Source organism: Paraperlucidibaca wandonensis (assembly GCF_042677145.1).
In the GTDB taxonomy this organism is placed as follows: domain Bacteria; phylum Pseudomonadota; class Gammaproteobacteria; order Pseudomonadales; family Moraxellaceae; genus Perlucidibaca; species Perlucidibaca wandonensis.
The window spans coordinates 347339-364035 of record NZ_JBHTIT010000001.1; the positions used below are offsets into that span (position 1 = coordinate 347339).

A 16697-nucleotide genomic window follows, 5' to 3' on the forward strand; every position below is an offset into this window, starting at 1 on the left:
AGTTTTAAGCCTTTGTCGCCGCCTGAATCGCCGTTAGCGCGATGGTAAAGACAATGTCATCGACCAATGCGCCGCGTGACAAATCATTCACCGGTTTATTTAAGCCCTGCAGCATGGGGCCAACACTGACGCAGTTGGCGCTACGCTGCACGGCTTTATAGGTGGTGTTGCCGGTGTTTAAGTCAGGGAAAACAAACACGGTGGCATGGCCGGCAACTGCGCTATTCGGGGCTTTTTGCTTGCCGACACTAGCGATGGCGGCTGCGTCGTATTGCAGCGGGCCATCGAGCGCGAGATCGGGACGCGCGAGCTTGGCTAAGCGCGTGGCTTCGCGGACTTTTTCGACTTCATCGCCAGTGCCTGAGTCGCCCGTGGAGTAGCTTATTAACGCCACGCGGGCGGGGATGCCAAAGGCTTCCGCCGAGGCCGCACTTTGCAGCGCAATATCAGCTAGCTCTTGCGCATTAGGGTCTGGGTTCACCGCGCAGTCGCCATAGACCAAGACTTGCTGCGGCAGCAACATGAAAAATACCGATGACACGAGCTTATAGCCGGGTGCAGTTTTAATCAGCTGCAGCGCTGGGCGAATGGTGTTGGCAGTGGTGTGTACTGCGCCAGAAACTAGGCCATCGACTTCGTTTTCGGCGAGCATCATGGTGCCGAGGACAACGGTGTCTTCGAGTTGTGCTAGTGCCATCGGGGCATTTAGGCCTTTATGCGCACGCAGCTTTACCATGGCTTGAACATAGTTTTCGCGCACGTTATCGGGGTCGATAATGGTTAGTTCAGCTGGCAAGGTGATGCCGTTGCTGCGGGCTACCTCATGCACTTCGCTAGGTTTGGCTAGTAACACACAATCAGCAATGCCTCGAGCTTGGCATATGGCAGCGGCCTGCACGGTGCGCGGCTCAGCGCCTTCGGGCAAAACAATGCGCTTTTTAGCGGCTTTGGCGCGACTAACTAATTGATAACGAAATGCCGCCGGCGTCATGCGTACAATCGGGGCTTGCCCGCAGCGTGATTGCAGCCAATCTTGATCCAAATGGCCGGCCATAAATTCGGTGATGGCCTCGGCACGCTCGGCGTCGTCGAGTGGGATTTCCGGGTTTATCTTTGCTAAGGCGCGCGCGGTATCGTAGGAGCCGGAGGCCACGGTAAATACTGGCAAGCCGGCATCGATGGCTGGGCGGCAGAGTGTGAATACGCGTTCATCGGGCTGAAAATCGGTGCAGAGCAAGAGGCCGGCGAGCGGTACGCCATTCATTGCTGCCAAGCAGCTAGCCACGATGATGTCATCTCGATCGCCGGGAGTGACGATGAGCACGCCGGGCTGCAGCAGCTGCACGGTATTGGGCATGGCGCGTGCGCAGAGCACGGTTTTTTTCACGCGACGGCGAGCGGCATCGCCAACGGAAATGGGGCTGGCCTGCATCAGCGCCATGACATCGGCCACGCGCGGTGTATTTAATGACTCATCCCAAGGAATGCAGCCGATGAGATGGAAGTCATCGCGAGCGAATAATGGCGAGGATGCACGTAAGGCTTTGGCATACTCTGCACTGGGTAGTTTGTTGACTACGGCACCAATAATGCAGGCTTGGTCAGGGCCGCCAAATTGCTGAACATTGAGCGCAATACGGTCGGCAAAGGCTTCAGCATTTTCTTCATGCGGCGCGCTAACAATAATGGCTTCCGCGTTGAGGCTATTGGCAAGCGCAACATTTACTTGCGTGGCATAGCTCGACTGCTGCGTGGGCACCATGCCTTCAATAATGACCACATCGTGGCCTTCAGCCGCGACATGAAAGCGCGTTAATAAGGCTTCGAGCAGGTCGTCGAGATTGTGCTCTGCGATGTAGCGCTCGGTATCACTCAGAGCTAGAGGTTCTGGCGAGTCGATATTGTGCGTGAGCTTCACCAAACCAGTGGAGCGCTCAGGGCCAACATCGTTGTAGTGGTGCTGTGCGACGGCCTTGAAAAAGCCAACGCTGAGACCGGCGCGAGAAAGCGCACGCACCATGCCTAAGCTAGTGGACGTGAGGCCAACGCGGGTGCTGGTCGGAGCTAATAAAAACGCGTGCATGGCGGTCCTTTTGATTTAGTGGATAGCGGCCAAGACGGCGAGGGTTTCGAGCACAATTTGTCGCTCTTCATTAGTGGGGATAACCCAGATGGCCGTGCTCGTGCTAGAGCTTATGCGGCCTGATTTTCCGCCAACAGTTTGCTGGTTAAGCTCGTCATCTAGCGTGGCGCCAAGCCAGCTTAAGTGCGCCATGGTTTCGCGGCGAATATCTGGCGCGTGTTCACCGATGCCGCCGGTGAAAATCAGGCCATCGAGCGCGGGTAAGGCGCAGCGCATGGCGGCCAACGATTTCGCCAAACGATAGCAAAATACGGCGATGGCTAAGCGCGCGCCATCGTGGCCATTGGCTCGTGCTTCTAGCAAGGTGCGCATATCGTTGGACAGGCCAGACAAGCCCAGCAAGCCACTTTCGCGGTTGAGCATGGTGTCGATACGCTCCAAGCTCCAGCCCAAACTACGCTGCAAATGGCCATGCAAATTGGGGTCAACATCGCCGCTGCGCGTGCCCATGACGGTGCCTTCTAGCGGCGTAAGTCCCATGCTGGTGTCGACGCTTTCGCCATTGTGCACAGCGCAGGTGGAGACACCATTGCCTAAGTGCGCAACCAACCAGCTACTGTTTTGATAGCTCAGGCCAGCGGCTTCGGCAGCGCGCTCACTCACGTAGCGATGGCTGGTGCCATGAAAGCCATAGCGGCGCACGCCATGGTCACGATACAGCGCATCTGGGATGGCATAGCGATAGGCCATTTCCGGCAGTGTTTGGTGAAATGCGGTGTCGCAGACGGCGACATGCGGCAATGTTGGCCAAGCCGCCATGGCAGCTGCAATGCCGGCAATATTGGCGGGGTTGTGCAGTGGCGCTAAGGCACTATTAGCCTCGAGTATGCCTAGGCATTCGGCATCGATAAGCGCGGCATTTTGCAAGTCTTCACCACCATGTACCACACGATGGCCGATGGCTTTCAGCATGGATTGATAAGGTGCTAGGCAGGCCACAATGGCGGCAAAGCCTTGCTCATGTGAGGCTTGTGCCAAGATTTGTTCGGCTTGCTTATCCTCAGCAATGCGCCAATTAAGCGTGGCCTCGGCGCTGCCCAAACGCTCAATCTCACCACGCACAATGGGTTGTGGTGAGTCGCAAGAGATCAGGGCAAATTTAATCGAAGAACTGCCAGCATTAATAACCAGCACTGCCGAGGTTTGAGCTTCGGCAGCTGAGAAAGGGATGGTCATTTTTGATTATTTCGCGGCTGCACCAACCACACCACAGGCCATGCGCGCGCCGCCACCACCAAGCGCTGTGGGATGGTCGTGATGATTATCTCCGCCGACATGCATCATCAAGGAATGGTCGCGCATGTCATTTAGCTTGAGTCGCGGCGCCAGCACAGGATTTGTCGAGCTGCCATCGGCGTCAACAAATAGCACGGGTAGGTCGCCTAAATGGCCATCACCCCAGGGCGAGCCGTGTTTGCCACTGTTCTTTGGGTCGAAGTGACCGCCCGCTGCCAAACCCGGCACCATTTTGCTGTCTTTTTCAGCGGCCTCGCAGCTTGGGTTGGTGTGCATATGGAAGCCATGTTGGCCGGGCGTCAGGTTTTTTAAGTTTGGCGTGATGACCGTGCCGTAGCGGTTGTGGCTGAGCGTGATGCTTCCGACGCTATCGGCAATGCCGGCATCGGTCACTTGGTGCATTTCAACGACGATATCTGCAGGTTTGCCGGCGAAAGTGGCTGTTGAGGTGAGTATCAGCGCGCTGGCCATCAGGGTGCGAGTAAGCGTCATAAGTCTTCTCTCTTATAGTCGTTAGTGAGTATTGCTTTAGCTATTTTGGACTGGCTAAAGCTAAGCGTTAATGCCGATAGACTCAAGCCTGCCGCAGAGCTAGCTGAAATACAGCCTGCCATTGCTGGGACTTTTGCGGCAATGACAGGGCGGCATGAGTCGGGCTGGTCGATGGCAATGTGTGGCAATGCAGGCGTTGCTGTTGCGCTGCTGAGAGTGTTGGCCACACCAAGCGATGAAACCATTTGCTGGCGGCTTGGCCATTAAGAGCTATATGCGATATGCGGCTAAATTCGTCGAATAAGTGGCTAAAATCGTTTATCTGTAAGCTATCGTTGCGGATGCTTGCATCTAGGCTGCCTTTGCGTTGCGCCTTTGCAAGCACATCCCAAAGGCCGCAGTTGGCTTGCAAAAGTAGCGCGTAACGCTCATCGAAATCATCAGGAAGTGCGGCTAGGTCGTGCTCTGTGGCGAGATATTCTGCCGCGATAGGCCAAAAGCCATTGCGAGGGTGTGCGTAGTACGCGCTAGCGGCTAGCGATGCGACCCCCGGCATGCTGCCTAAAATCAGCAGCCGGGTATCGGCATTGACGATAGGGGCAAAGCCTATGCAATGCGCGGCATCGGACATTCTCGCAGTGCTTAGTTCAGCTCGCCGGCTAAAAAGCGCTGATATAGCGCTGCGCTTTGCTTGGGGCGTTCGAGCTGCGGCATATGACCAATATCTTTATAAACATAGGCTTTGGAGCCGGCAATGCGCTGCCAAACACTGACCATGCTCACGTCTAGCAGCTGGTCTTGATCACCCCAGATGATCAGCGTTGGCGTGTGAATATTGCCCAATTCAGTGTCCATCACGCCGCCTAGCTGTTTAAAAATATACTCATGGCGCGGCACACGAGCGATAGCTTCTGCGGCCACAGCATCGAGGACAAAACCTGGCACAAAGGGCGGCTCAATCATGGTGATGTCGTAGAAGCGCTTCCAGCCATCAACCGTGGTGGCGAAAAAGCCATTTTTACCGGCCGCAATTTGCTTGCGCAGCGTGCTTAAGGTTGGGCTGCTAACACCAGCAGCATTCATCAGCGCAAGGCTATGTGTTTGCTCAGGATGGCGCAGCGCAAATTGCGCCGAAATTTCGCCGCCCATGGAGTTGCCGATAAGGTCGACTTGCGGGTTTTTCGGCGCCATGGCCTTGATCAAATCGCTAACGCGATCGGCCTGTGTGGCAGGGTCATAAGCCGCCGTGGGCAGAAAGCTGGATTGGCCAAAGCCGGGCAGGTCCATGGCAATGATGCAGCGATCTTTAGGCAGCGATTTTGCCATGCGGAACCAATGTGCGGCGCGTGCTGTGAAGCCGTGAATCATCACGATGCACGGTGCTGGGCTGTCGATGTGACGGCTAAAGACAACGATGTCATGGTTATCGACGCGATAACTGCTGCGTTCGAGGCTTGCCATATGCTGCTCTAGGCCGAGCGCGGTTTCTTGTACCCAATCGCCGATGGCGGCTTGGGCGGGGTTAGCGAAGGCCATTAGGCCAAATAGTAGTGAGCTTAGGCGTAGCGATTTTAGAATCATGGCTGATTTCTCGTTGCTGATTTCTTGTTAGTGATGAGGCATGTCGTGATCCATGCCCGACATATCATGATCCATTGCTGGCATCTCGTGATCCACAGCTCCCGCCGCATGACCACCGTGCTGATGGCTGCTGTGCATCTGCGTGCCGAGCAGTGTCCACAGACCGAAGAGAATAATCAACAGGCCAGCGGTTTTACGTGTGCCAGGTCGCTGCAATACGCGTTTGATTTGGCCGGCGGCAGTGCCAGTCAGCAGCAGTGTGGGCAGCGTGCCCAGACCAAAGGCCAACATCACTAGCGCTGACTGGCCCGGATCGGCACGGGTAATGGCCAATGTCATCGCGCTATAGACGAGGCCGCAGGGTAGTAGGCCCCAAATCATACCGGCAGCGATGGCGTGGCCAGGATGGCGCACTGGAAACATGCGTTGGCGTATTGGTGCTAAAGCTTTCCACAGCGGCCCGCCTAAACGTTCGATTTGCGCCAAGGCCAAAAACCAGCCGGCCATATAGGCGCCCATCAAAATCATAAAAACGCCAGCAATGATGCGGATGATTTGCTTGGCAGGGCCAAGGTTTTGCAGATCGGCGAGCAAATAGCCGGCAGTTAAACCGAGCAAGGTGTAAGTCAGTAAGCGGCCGCTATTGAACACCAGTTGCCAGAGCAGAAGACGCCAGCCTTGGCGCTGATCGGCAGGTAGGGCAAAGGTGAAGGCGCCACTTAAGCCGCCACACATGCCGACGCAATGCGTGCCGCCGAGCAGACCCATGGTGGCCGCTGTAAACAGCCAAGCAAAGTCAGTCATTGCCAGTGTCCTTGGCTTTCGCAGCCTGAGCTGCACGCTCCGCATGGCGTTGCTCTTGCGCGGCTAAGTCGCGGCGGCGCTGACTTTGGTCATCCATCAAAATGCGATGCGCTGGGCCTTCCATATCATCGAATTGCTCGCTTTTTATGGCCCAGAAAAACACATAAATACCGATGCTGATAAAGGCCAAACTCAGTGGCACCAACAGATAAATAACTTCCATAAAAACCCTTTAGTGAAGCTTGGCGCGGCGTAAGCGCAGCGCATTAAACACCACAACCAATGAGCTTAGCGACATGCCTAAGGCGGCAGCCCACGGCGGCACAAAACCTAAGGCGGCAGGCGGCAAGATGGCCAAGTTATAGGTCACAGCCCAGCGCATATTTTGTTTCACGGTAAGCGCTGTGCGCTGGGCGAGAGCGAAAGCGGGCGTTAATGCCGCCAGTCGGTCGCCCAAGAGCACGGCATCGGCACTGGTTTGTGCCCAGTCTGTGCCTGAGCCCATGGCCACGCCACAATGCGCTTGCGCGAGACTAGCGGCATCATTAATGCCGTCGCCAACCATTACGACGATTGCACCTTCGGCCTGCCAAGCGGCAATGCGCGCTTGTTTTTGCTCAGGGCTTTGCTGGCCATGAACAATGTCTATGCCCAGTTCTTCGCCGATGCTTGCCGGCAGCGCCGAGGCATCGCCCGATAATAAAACCGTGATTAAACCCTGAGCGCGGCAATTGGCAATGACTTCAGCCGCTTCCGGGCGCAGCTGGTCGCTTAAGGCAATGCGCAGCAGCGGCTGATGATCTTTGCTCAGCCAAACCACCAGTGTGTCGTCGGCTTGTTGTGGTGCTTTAGCCAAGGCAAAAGCTGCGTGGCCTATGCGATAACAAGCGCCATCATGCAGTACTGACATGCCGAGGCCAGCATGCGCTTCGGCTTTGCCGCTCAGTGTCATTAGCGCAATGTCTTGCCCGGCAACATAGCGGCATAAAGCACGAGCTATTGGATGGCTTGCGCCAGTCTCCATTGCCGCAACAAAGCTCAAGGCTTGCTCAAGTGGCAGACTGGGCTCGACTAAATCACAGGCGCTAACTTGCAGTGCGCCAACGGTTAGCGTGCCAGTTTTATCAAATACGATGTGCGTGGCTTCAGGCAACGTGCTTAGCACATGACCACGCGTAACCAAAAAGCCAAGCTCGGCTAAACGCTGCGTGGCGACGGTTAAGGCCGTTGGCGTTGCCAATGAGAGTGCGCAGGGGCAGGTTGCCACCAGCACCGCGAGCGTTGCCCAGAAGGCTTGTGATGGGTCAACAAACTGCCAGCCAATATAAACAAAGACGGCTAAAACCAGTACGCGAGCGACGAACCAATGGGCAAGGCTATCGGCGCGTTGGGCAATTGCCGGTTTTTCTGCAAGCGCGCGCGACATCAGCTGATGCAAAGTCGCCAACACAGAGTCATTACCGCTGCGCACCACGGTTGCGATCAAAGCCTGCTCGCCAGCAATGCTGCCGGCTAAAATTATCTCGCCTTGACGCTTGCGCAATGCCATCGGCTCGCCCGTGAGCATGGCCTCGCTGACATAGCCCATGTCTTGCTCAAGCTGCGCATCCACCGGCACCGTATCACCGGCATCGATGAGAATGCGCTCGCCGGCTACAAGCTCATCACTGGGCGTCGAGTGCCATTGTCCGCTGTGCCAACGCTTGACCAAGCGCGGGTTGATGGTGAGCAAGTCAGCCGCGCGTTCGCCGGCGCGCTGGCGGGCTTTTAGCTCGACAAATCGGCTAGTTTGTAAGAAGAAAATAAACATACAAACCGAGTCAAAATAAGTCTCACCTTGACCGATGACTGTGGCGTACCAGCTCGCGAAAAATGCACCAATGAGCGCGATCGACACCGGCACATCCATGGTCAAATGCCGCGCTTTCAATGCCAACCATGCTGAGCGATAAAACGGCCAACCAGCCCAAGCAAACACAGGAATGGTGACTAGGCCTGAGATATAGCGCATGTAGTCGCGATATTCGGTGTCGATGCCCTGAAATGCGCCCAAGTACAGGCCAATGCCAAGCATCATCGCCTGCATGGTGCCGAGGCCGGCGAGGGCGACGCGAAAGAGTTGAGTGCGCGCCTGCTGTTTCAGTGCGGCGGCATGCGTGTCGCGTTGGAATGGGCGGGCCTTATAGCCAATATGCTCAAGCTCAGCCAATACCTGACTTAGCTGAATGGTGTCGTCGTGCCAACGCACGCGCAGTCGATGATTGCTGAAGTTAACGCTGGCCTCAACAATGCCAGCGGACTGCAATAAGCGCCGCTCGATAAGCCATGCGCAGGCCGCGCAACTCAAGTTTTCGATGCTCAGCTCGGCAATCGTAAGCTCACCTTGGTGGCTAACAAATTCGCGCTGCACGGCGGCATGATCGAAACGCGCCAAGAGTTCTGCCGGTGCGGCAGCAAAGGCCGCGCCGGGCTGGCTATCACGACTGAGATAATAATCACTGAGGCCGCTACTTTCGATGCTCTCCGCCACAGCCAAACAGCCGGGGCAGCAAAATGCTCGCGTTTCGCCAAGCACAATCGCCTGAAATGGGCCAATGCGCTCGGGATTAGGCAGGCCGCAGTGATAACAGGAGAGGGTCACAATGAGTGAGTAATCAACGATCTATTGCGCTGATAGATCAATATTGCCGTCAGCGGGCAGATTGATGTCTTTGCTCATATGCCAATCGCTGGTGCTGAGATCAAGCGTGTAAAACCCGACTGGTGCCTTAGCAAGTTGGCCACGATATTCGCCTGGCGATACCGCCGTCAGATTCAGTGTTTGATCACGCACTTTTTGCGTCACATGATACAAATTCAGCTTCAGGCTAGCAGGCCACTGCACATCCTTGTTGCCCTGCATGCTGACCAAGACCTCGCCAGAAATATCATCGAGGATGATATTTGCATGCATATTGAGCTCGCGCGCGACGTCTACACGCGCGAAGTCCTCATTGATGGACTTGCCGTCTTGATACCAGTCGCCAGACACCACATCGTCTCGATTCACTACCGCTGTGTAGACAAAGTACAGCGAGCCCATGATAGAGATAAATGGCAAAACAATGATGAACCAGACCCAAAATTGGCGGTACCACGGGCGTTGTGCGGTCGTACTCATGCAACTTATCCTCTGTTTAGCGGCGTGGCATCATAAAGGTGCTTTCGGTCGAATCCTGTATGGACTCATCATCGATACGAGTAACCACAAACTCAATATCGGCACTGCGACCCTTCATGTCGGTATCTTGCAGCGTTACGGTTAATGGCACCGTGGCGAGTTCGCCGGCCTGCAAGGTCATGTACTTTGTGCCGCCTTCCATGGTGACGGGGATGGAGTCACAGCGAACTTCAATACGGTACTGATAGTCTTTTTGCGACTTGTTCTGCACTTTTAGCGTGTAGCTGTTTTCGATTACGCCATCGTAGCTTTCAGTAAAGAGTGCGCCACGATCACGCATGGCCTCGATGGATAGCGGGGTGCGCATGAAGAGGGCAAAGAGCAGTGCCGAGATCATCACGGTCAGCGCCAAGCTGTAGATGATTAAGCTCGGGCGTAGGAAATGGTATTTACCATCGCCGGTATTTTCTAACAGATTCTCTGTGGTGTATTTCACCAAGCCACGGGCATAACCCATCTGATCCATGACACTGTCGCAGGCATCAATACAGGCTGCGCATTGGATGCATTCGAATTGCAGGCCGTCGCGAATATCGATGCCAGTAGGGCAGACCTGTACGCAGAGTTTGCAATCGATGCAGTCGCCTAAGCTAACCTCTTCACTGCTTTGATGGCGGCCACGTGAGCCGCGCGGGTCGCCGCGATAGTTATCATAGGAAATAATCAGGGTGTCACGATCAAACATGACGCTTTGGAAACGGCCGTAAGGGCAGATGTGCAGGCAGACTTGCTCGCGCATCCAGCCAGCGTTTAGATAGGTTGCGCCGGCAAAAAACAGCATCCAAAACAACATCCATGGATCCATGCTGAGCGTGGTGAATTGCTCCCAGAGATCGCGCATGGGCGTGAAATAGCCAATAAAGGCAATGCCGGTGCCGATAGAGACGACAGCCCAACCTGAGTGTTTGATTATCCGTTTGATGAATTTACGCAAGCTCATCGGCGCTTTATCGAGGCGCAAGCGGGCGTTACGGTTGCCCTCAGCGACTTCCTCGATCCACATAAACACCTTTGTCCATACCGTTTGCGGGCAGGCATAGCCACACCAGACGCGCCCAGCGAGCACGGTTACAGCAAAAAGTGCGAAGGCGGCAATGATGAATAGCCAAGATAGGAAGAAGAAATCCTCCGGCAAAAAGGTCCACCAGAAAATATAAAAATGTCGATTGGAGAGATCGAATAGCACCGCTTGGCGGCCTTCCCAGTCAATCCATGGCAGCAGAAAGAAAACAGCCATGGTGAGATAGAGAGTAACGAGACGAATATTTTGAAATAAACCAGTGATGGCGCGGGCATGAATTTTTTCACGCTTGGCGTAGAGGTCTGCTGATTTCGGTTGCACCACACGCACGGGGTCTGGAGATAAGTCGCGAGTGGGAATCTGATTACTCATGGCACCGGTGTCCTAAGGTCAGCGGGGCGTAGATTATACGCGGGGGTGCTGCTGATGAGCTGCGACATATTGCCGCAGCTCACCGATCTCACAACAACTAGTCTATTTGTGGCTTAGTGAATAAACGTAGGCAGCCATCAAGTGCACACGGTCTGGACCTAGTGTTTTATCGAAGTTAGGCATACGGTTTTTGCGACCGTAATACACTGTATCGAGCACATGACGCTCAGCACCACCGTATAACCAAATAGTATCGGTTAGGTTAGGTGCGCCAATGGCTTGGTTGCCGCGACCGTCAGCACCGTGACAACCGGCACAGACAGCAAAGCGCGGTTCGCCGGCTTTGGCTAGTTCGTTGTCAACATTACGTCCAGACAGTGACAAGGCATAGGCAACCACTTCTTTCACGCCTTGTTCGCCCATGGCGTCTTTCCATGCTGGCATCACGCCTTGGCGGCCGTGTGTCAATGTCTCAACTAACTTCTCGGGCTCGCCGCCGTACAACCAATCGTTGTCGGTCAGGTTGGGATAGCCTTGGCCGCCGCGGGCGTTAGAGCCATGGCAGAGCGCGCAGTTGTTGGCGAAAATACGGCCGGCAATGCGCATGGCACGATCATCTTTGGCCAACTCAGGAATCGGAGTGGCGGCAAATGATTTGTACAGTGGGCCAAACTCGGTGTCGTAGTTGGCTTGGTCTTGGCTGTGTTCACCATGCGATGTCCAGCCCAAGAGGCCTGGAAACTTGCCAAGGCCGGGGTAAAGCGCGAGATAGCCCAAGGAGAAGGCAATCGACAGCCAAAATGAAATCAACCACCAGCGTGGTAGCGGGTTGTTGTATTCCTTAATGCCGTCGTACTCATGACCTGTTGTGCCATCTTCTGCCAAGTCCGACAGATCCATTTTGCGGGTCCATAGGAGCAACCAGCTCACACCAATGATGTTTGCTAGCGACAGAACGATGATGTAACCACTCCAAAAGTCACTCATTTTTTATCTCCTTTCGGGGTCTGCTTGGCATCGATACCGTGAATCGGATCGGTATCGATAGCCAGTTGTCCATCAGCCTCAAAGCGTTTGCGGTTGGACGGTTTAAATGCCCACCAGCAAATAGAGAGGAACGCGATCATCGCCAATATAGTGGCAATGCCATGCAGAGTGCCTTTATCCATGATTAGCGAATCCCCCGATCTTTGAAGGCGTGACCGAGCTGCTGCAAATACACCACAACAGCATCTAGCTCGCTATGGCCTTGAACAGCATCAGCGGCGCCAGCAATGTCTTCATCGGTGTAAGGCACGCCAAAACCACGGAATGTTTCCAGTTTTTTCGCGGTCATCTTGCCATCGAGCTGAGTGGTTTCAAGCCATGGGTACGAGGGCATGATGGACTCAGGCACTACATCGCGTGGATTGTTTAAGTGAGCACGGTGCCATTCGTCAGAATAACGGCCGCCAACGCGAGCCAAGTCTGGACCGGTGCGCTTGGAACCCCACAGGAAGGGATGTTCCCAAACCGACTCACCAGCGACCGAGTAGTGGCCATAACGTGCTGTTTCTGCACGTAAAGGGCGCACCATCTGGGTATGGCAAACGTGGCAGCCTTCGCGGATATAAACATCGCGGCCTTCCATCGCCAATGGGCTTAGTGGCACTTGGCTGCTAACCGGCTGCGTGGTTTCTTTTTGAAAGAACTGCGGAACTAGCTCCACCAAGGTGGCGAAGCTAATGGCAATAACAATAAAGAAAATCAGCAAGCCTACGTTTGTTTCAACTAACTCATGTTTTGAAGATGCCATGATCGTACTCCTTACGCCGCGGCCGGTTGATCTTTTGGCGAATCGTTATAGATGGTCATGGCAACGTTGTAGGCCATGATCAGCATGCCGGTGAGGAAGAGCAGGCCACCGATTAAACGGCCAACATACATCGGGTGGCTGGCCACTACGCTTTCGATAAAGCTGTAGGTCAGCGTGCCGTCAGCGTTAACTGCACGCCACATCAGACCTTGTGTGATGCCGGAGATCCACATGGAAACGATGTAGAACACAGTACCAATGGTTGCGAGCCAGAAGTGCAAGTTGATCAGCGGGATGGAGTACATCGCTTTGCGATCAAACAGGCGTGGAATCAGCACATAGAGTGAGCCGATGGTGATCATCGCCACCCAACCCAAAGCGCCAGAGTGCACGTGGCCAATGGTCCAGTCGGTGTTATGTGACAGCGAGTTCACGGTTTTGATCGACATCATTGGGCCTTCGAAGGTGGCCATGGCGTAGAACGACAAGGCAACAACTAGGAAGCGAATGATGGGGTCGGAGCGTAATTTATCCCATGCACCAGAGAGCGTGAGCACGCCGTTGAGCATGCCGCCCCAGCTTGGTGCGATAAGGATGATCGAGAACGCCATACCCAGTGATTGCGTCCAGTCAGGCAATGCTGAGTAGTGCAAATGGTGCGCGCCGACCCACATATAGACTGAAATCAAAGCCCAGAAGTGAACGATCGATAGGCGATAGGAGTACACCGGACGGCCAGCTTGCACGGGTACGAAGTAGTACATCATGCCCAGGAAGCCTGCGGTGAGCAGGAAGCCTACGGCGTTATGGCCGTACCACCACTGAATCATCGCATCCATCGCACCGCCATACATGGAGTATGACTTGAAGGCTGAGATAGGGATTGCCATCGAGTTAACGACGTGTAGTAATGCGATGGTGATAATAAAAGCACCATAGAACCAGTTAGCCACATAGATGTGCGAGGTTTGGCGCTTCACGATGGTGCCGAAGAACACCACGGCATAGGCAATCCAGACCACCGTAATGAGAATGTCGATAGGCCATTCAGCCTCGGCATACTCCTTCGTTGAGGTCAGGCCCATGGGTAGCGTGATGAATATCAAAATGATGACGAGCTGCCAGCCCCACATGACAAAGCTTGCGAGTCGCGGCAAATATAGCGGCGCCATACAGGTGCGCTGTACTACGTACAATGACGTTGCCATCAATGCCGTGCCACCAAAAGCAAAGATCACCAAGTTGGTGTGCAATGGGCGTAGGCGACCGAATGAGAACCAAGCGGTATCGAAGTTTAAAGCCGGCCAAGCGAGTTGTGAGGCGATGATCACCCCAACACTCATACCAATAATGCCCCAGAAAATAGTCATGATGGCGAGCTGCCTAACTACCTTCATATGGTATTGCGGATGGGCGACTGTCTGTGCGTGGGACATAGCTGCTTCCTGTTTAACAGATTAGAACGTCAGACGAACACGTCAGAGGTTGCGCACTAAGCATGCAATCGCAGGGGCTTCTGGGCAACTCGGCAAGTGTCGGACATGCTGCTAAATAACCTTTCAACATCAGTGGGTATATTTAGACGGGCGCATTTTAGTGCCAATAGCGTTTTGGTGCACCGACAAAATGCAGCTAATTGGCCTTTTTTTGCTTTTATTTACAACTCATCAACACGAATGTGCGTTTAATTTGCATGTTTTGGTGGGTTTTTGACGATGGCCTAAGAGACCTCATTGAAAATAGGTTATGGGAGAAATCACTAACTCTGGGTATGCTATCTCACGAGTTTAATGATGCTCTTCCTACCTAACCTCATTGCAACCTCAAGGACTCACTTATGAAAATGATCTCTGCCGTGATTAAGCCGTTCAAACTCGATGATGTACGCGAAGCATTGTCTGGCATTGGCATTACTGGTCTTACCGTCACCGAAGTTAAAGGCTTTGGTCGTCAGAAAGGCCATACCGAATTGTATCGTGGTGCCGAGTATGTGGTCGATTTTGTTCCTAAGGTTCGTCTTGATTTAGCCGTCAGTGATGAGCAGGTCGACAGCGTGATTGAAGTTATTACGCAAGCTGCTGGAACCGGAAAAATTGGTGATGGCAAAATCTTTGTTAGCAATTTAGAGCATGTTGTGCGCATTCGCACAGGTGAAACCAACGACGACGCCATTTAAGGCTCAGTGTTTTGAGGAGAGCATTGTGTATTTTCGCAAACTGGCCGTAGGCCTATCTGCTGTCGCTTGCGCCAGCCCAGTGTTCGCGGCCGATGCCGCGCTTAGTTCAGGTAATACAGCCTGGATTTTAACAGCCACGGCCTTAGTGCTATTCATGACTCTCCCGGGCCTGGCCTTATTCTATGGCGGCTTGGTTCGTACCAAGAATGTGCTTTCAGTCCTTATGGCGTGCTTTGCTATTGCCGGTGGTGTGAGCATTTTATGGTTGTTTGGCTTGTATTCCCTGACTTTTGGCGATGGTGGCAGCCTTCAGCCAGTCATTGGTGATCTATCGAAAGCCTTTTTTCAGGGCATTAGCACCGACTCCATGCAAGGTGACATCCCCGAAATACTGTTTGTCGCCTTCCAGATGACCTTCGCCATCATCACTCCAGCACTCATCATCGGTGCGTTTGCCGAGCGTATGAAGTTCTCGGCGATGCTGATCTTTTCGATGCTATGGACTGCTGCTGTCTATGTACCGGTGGCGCATTGGGTCTGGGGTGGCGGCTTTTTAAGTCAGCTCGGTGTGATCGATTTCGCCGGTGGTATCACCGTGCACATCACGGCCGGTGTTGCGGCTTTAGTTGCTGCTCTGGTGATTGGGCCGCGTAACGGCTTTCCAAAGCATGCTATGCCACCGCATAACCTGACTATGTCCGTAACAGGTGCAGGTATGCTCTGGGTCGGCTGGTTTGGTTTTAACGCCGGTTCTGCACTCGCTGCCAATGGTTCGGCAGGCATGGCCTTATTGGTGACACATATTTCGGCCTCGGCCGGCGCACTGATGTGGATGGCCTGTGAGTGGAAGCGCTTCGGCAAACCTTCAATGCTGGGAATTGTCACCGGTATGGTGGCAGGCCTTGGGACTATCACTCCAGCGTCTGGAAATGTTGGGCCGATGGGGGCGTTGCTTATTGGTCTATTGGCTGGTTTGGTCTGTTTTAACATGACTCAAATTGTTAAACGCCGCTGGGAAATTGATGATTCGCTTGATGTTTTCCCTGTGCACGGCATTGGCGGTATTTTGGGTACGCTGTTGGTCGGCGTGCTTGCCAGTCCGAACTTGGGCATTTTTTCAGGCCAAGGTTTTTCGGGCGCCAATGACAGTATTGCGAGCCAGTTCGGAGTACAGGCACTTGGTGTTGGGGTTACGATTATTTATACCGCTGTGGTTACTTGGGGCTTACTCAAGCTGACAGGACTAATCACTCGTGGCTTACGCGTCAGCAGTGAGCAAGAGCGGACAGGTTTGGATTTGGCGCTGCATGATGAGCGTGGTTACGACCTCTAGGTTTTGCCTATCAAGTGATGGCTTCGCAGTGCGCTGTTGCGCGCTGCGAAGCCATCGTGTAGTTTCGGCATTCGGTTTTGTTTTCCGATATTAACCCTGAATTTATAGCGCTGAGTCGCTTTAGGAGATTGCAACGATGGCCGCTTTCCTGTCACAAGAATGGTTCGACAAAGTAGACGCATTGACCGCTGCTGCTGGCGATTTGAATATTCCTGCCGCTGTTGCAGGCATGGTGATGAACGTAACGGTAAACGGCGCGCCAGATGGCTCCGTAGACCTAGCACTGAATGGCGGAAAGTTTGAGCGTGGCCACAATGCCAGCGCTGGCACCAAATTGATCCTGCCTGCTGACTTGCTGCGCAAAATCTTCTTAGAAGGTGATGCTGCTGCTGGCATGCAAGGCTTCATGACTGGTCAGATCAAAGTAGAGGGCGACATGAGCAAGCTCATGACTCTGCAATCTGCACGTCCAAGCGAAGAGCAGAAAAATCTGTTCAAGCAAATTTTGGAACTGACAGCGTAAG

General features: G+C 54.0%; 17 protein-coding genes. 3 read left to right on the top strand and 14 right to left on the bottom strand.

Annotated features, from left to right (window positions below):
- Positions 1–4 precede the first annotated feature (4 nt).
- From pta to ccoN, 14 genes are all read right to left on the bottom strand, one after another.
- On the bottom strand, positions 5–2083 hold the full coding sequence (pta, locus tag ACFQ0F_RS01570) for a phosphate acetyltransferase (protein ID WP_379068359.1): 2079 nt from the start codon (positions 2081–2083) through the stop codon (positions 5–7).
- A 15-nt stretch (positions 2084–2098) separates the two neighbouring features.
- Positions 2099–3319 carry an acetate/propionate family kinase gene (locus tag ACFQ0F_RS01575; RefSeq protein WP_379068362.1) on the bottom strand — a complete coding sequence of 407 codons (1221 nt, stop codon included), beginning with the start codon at positions 3317–3319 and terminating at the stop codon, positions 2099–2101.
- A 6-nt stretch (positions 3320–3325) separates the two neighbouring features.
- Positions 3326–3871: a superoxide dismutase [Cu-Zn] SodC gene (gene sodC / locus ACFQ0F_RS01580; protein WP_379068365.1), complete on the bottom strand. Its 546-nt coding sequence runs from the start codon at positions 3869–3871 to the stop codon at positions 3326–3328.
- 82 nt (positions 3872–3953) lie between these two features.
- Positions 3954–4502, bottom strand: a complete 549-nt coding sequence (locus ACFQ0F_RS01585) for a DNA-deoxyinosine glycosylase (RefSeq protein WP_379068368.1) — start codon at positions 4500–4502, stop codon at positions 3954–3956.
- Between the two features lie 11 nt (positions 4503–4513).
- The gene (locus ACFQ0F_RS01590) at positions 4514–5452 is read right to left on the bottom strand and encodes an alpha/beta fold hydrolase (protein WP_379068371.1); all 939 of its coding nucleotides are present in this window, start codon (positions 5450–5452) and stop codon (positions 4514–4516) included.
- A gap of 27 nt (positions 5453–5479) precedes the next feature.
- Complete coding sequence (locus ACFQ0F_RS01595) at positions 5480–6256, bottom strand: sulfite exporter TauE/SafE family protein (protein WP_379068374.1); 777 nt, start codon at positions 6254–6256, stop codon at positions 5480–5482.
- Positions 6249–6479 carry a cbb3-type cytochrome oxidase assembly protein CcoS gene (gene ccoS, locus ACFQ0F_RS01600; protein WP_340676346.1) on the bottom strand — a complete coding sequence of 77 codons (231 nt, stop codon included), beginning with the start codon at positions 6477–6479 and terminating at the stop codon, positions 6249–6251. The genes ACFQ0F_RS01595 and ccoS overlap by 8 nt, the downstream gene beginning before the upstream one ends.
- Positions 6480–6488: 9 nt before the next feature.
- A complete protein-coding gene (locus ACFQ0F_RS01605; protein WP_379068378.1) occupies positions 6489–8897 on the bottom strand; it encodes a heavy metal translocating P-type ATPase in 2409 nt (802 codons plus the stop codon).
- 21 nt (positions 8898–8918) lie between these two features.
- A complete protein-coding gene (locus ACFQ0F_RS01610; protein WP_379068381.1) occupies positions 8919–9416 on the bottom strand; it encodes a FixH family protein in 498 nt (165 codons plus the stop codon).
- A gap of 16 nt (positions 9417–9432) precedes the next feature.
- Entirely contained in the window at positions 9433–10869 is a 1437-nt protein-coding gene (ccoG, locus tag ACFQ0F_RS01615) for a cytochrome c oxidase accessory protein CcoG (RefSeq protein ID WP_379068384.1), read from the bottom strand.
- Positions 10870–10971: 102 nt separating this feature from the next.
- Positions 10972–11856, bottom strand: a complete 885-nt coding sequence (gene ccoP / locus ACFQ0F_RS01620) for a cytochrome-c oxidase, cbb3-type subunit III (protein ID WP_379068387.1) — start codon at positions 11854–11856, stop codon at positions 10972–10974.
- Entirely contained in the window at positions 11853–12038 is a 186-nt protein-coding gene (locus tag ACFQ0F_RS01625; protein ID WP_340676351.1) for a cbb3-type cytochrome oxidase subunit 3, read from the bottom strand. The genes ccoP and ACFQ0F_RS01625 overlap by 4 nt, the downstream gene beginning before the upstream one ends.
- Positions 12039–12040: 2 nt before the next feature.
- Entirely contained in the window at positions 12041–12664 is a 624-nt protein-coding gene (gene ccoO, locus ACFQ0F_RS01630) for a cytochrome-c oxidase, cbb3-type subunit II (protein WP_340676352.1), read from the bottom strand.
- A gap of 11 nt (positions 12665–12675) precedes the next feature.
- The gene (ccoN, locus tag ACFQ0F_RS01635; RefSeq protein WP_379072061.1) at positions 12676–14061 is read right to left on the bottom strand and encodes a cytochrome-c oxidase, cbb3-type subunit I; all 1386 of its coding nucleotides are present in this window, start codon (positions 14059–14061) and stop codon (positions 12676–12678) included.
- Positions 14062–14501: 440 nt separating this feature from the next.
- On the opposite strand from ccoN, the gene glnK reads away from it, so the two are divergent.
- The 3 genes from glnK to ACFQ0F_RS01650 all read left to right on the top strand — a co-directional run bounded on the left by glnK (position 14502) and on the right by ACFQ0F_RS01650 (position 16696).
- Positions 14502–14840 carry a P-II family nitrogen regulator gene (gene glnK / locus ACFQ0F_RS01640; RefSeq protein ID WP_379068392.1) on the top strand — a complete coding sequence of 113 codons (339 nt, stop codon included), beginning with the start codon at positions 14502–14504 and terminating at the stop codon, positions 14838–14840.
- A 25-nt stretch (positions 14841–14865) separates the two neighbouring features.
- Positions 14866–16173, top strand: coding sequence for an ammonium transporter (locus ACFQ0F_RS01645; RefSeq protein ID WP_379068395.1), 1308 nt, complete (start codon positions 14866–14868; stop codon positions 16171–16173).
- Positions 16174–16309: 136 nt separating this feature from the next.
- Complete coding sequence (locus tag ACFQ0F_RS01650) at positions 16310–16696, top strand: SCP2 sterol-binding domain-containing protein (RefSeq protein WP_340676356.1); 387 nt, start codon at positions 16310–16312, stop codon at positions 16694–16696.
- The last annotated feature ends 1 nt before the right edge of the window (position 16697 follow it).

Excerpts from the sequence above, each read along its gene's own strand:
- pta (WP_379068359.1), bottom strand. The coding sequence starts at position 2,083 with ATGCACGCGTTTTTATTAGCTCCGACCAGCACCCGCGTTGGCCTCACG.
- ACFQ0F_RS01575 (WP_379068362.1), bottom strand. The coding sequence starts at position 3,319 with ATGACCATCCCTTTCTCAGCTGCCGAAGCTCAAACCTCGGCAGTGCTG.
- sodC (WP_379068365.1), bottom strand. The coding sequence starts at position 3,871 with ATGACGCTTACTCGCACCCTGATGGCCAGCGCGCTGATACTCACCTCA.
- ACFQ0F_RS01585 (WP_379068368.1), bottom strand. The coding sequence starts at position 4,502 with ATGTCCGATGCCGCGCATTGCATAGGCTTTGCCCCTATCGTCAATGCC.
- ACFQ0F_RS01590 (WP_379068371.1), bottom strand. The coding sequence starts at position 5,452 with ATGATTCTAAAATCGCTACGCCTAAGCTCACTACTATTTGGCCTAATG.
- ACFQ0F_RS01595 (WP_379068374.1), bottom strand. The coding sequence starts at position 6,256 with ATGACTGACTTTGCTTGGCTGTTTACAGCGGCCACCATGGGTCTGCTC.
- ccoS (WP_340676346.1), bottom strand. The coding sequence starts at position 6,479 with ATGGAAGTTATTTATCTGTTGGTGCCACTGAGTTTGGCCTTTATCAGC.
- ACFQ0F_RS01610 (WP_379068381.1), bottom strand. The coding sequence starts at position 9,416 with ATGAGTACGACCGCACAACGCCCGTGGTACCGCCAATTTTGGGTCTGG.
- ccoG (WP_379068384.1), bottom strand. The coding sequence starts at position 10,869 with ATGAGTAATCAGATTCCCACTCGCGACTTATCTCCAGACCCCGTGCGT.
- ccoP (WP_379068387.1), bottom strand. The coding sequence starts at position 11,856 with ATGAGTGACTTTTGGAGTGGTTACATCATCGTTCTGTCGCTAGCAAAC.
- ACFQ0F_RS01625 (WP_340676351.1), bottom strand. The coding sequence starts at position 12,038 with ATGGATAAAGGCACTCTGCATGGCATTGCCACTATATTGGCGATGATC.
- ccoO (WP_340676352.1), bottom strand. The coding sequence starts at position 12,664 with ATGGCATCTTCAAAACATGAGTTAGTTGAAACAAACGTAGGCTTGCTG.
- ccoN (WP_379072061.1), bottom strand. The coding sequence starts at position 14,061 with ATGAAGGTAGTTAGGCAGCTCGCCATCATGACTATTTTCTGGGGCATT.
- glnK (WP_379068392.1), top strand. The coding sequence starts at position 14,502 with ATGAAAATGATCTCTGCCGTGATTAAGCCGTTCAAACTCGATGATGTA.
- ACFQ0F_RS01650 (WP_340676356.1), top strand. The coding sequence starts at position 16,310 with ATGGCCGCTTTCCTGTCACAAGAATGGTTCGACAAAGTAGACGCATTG.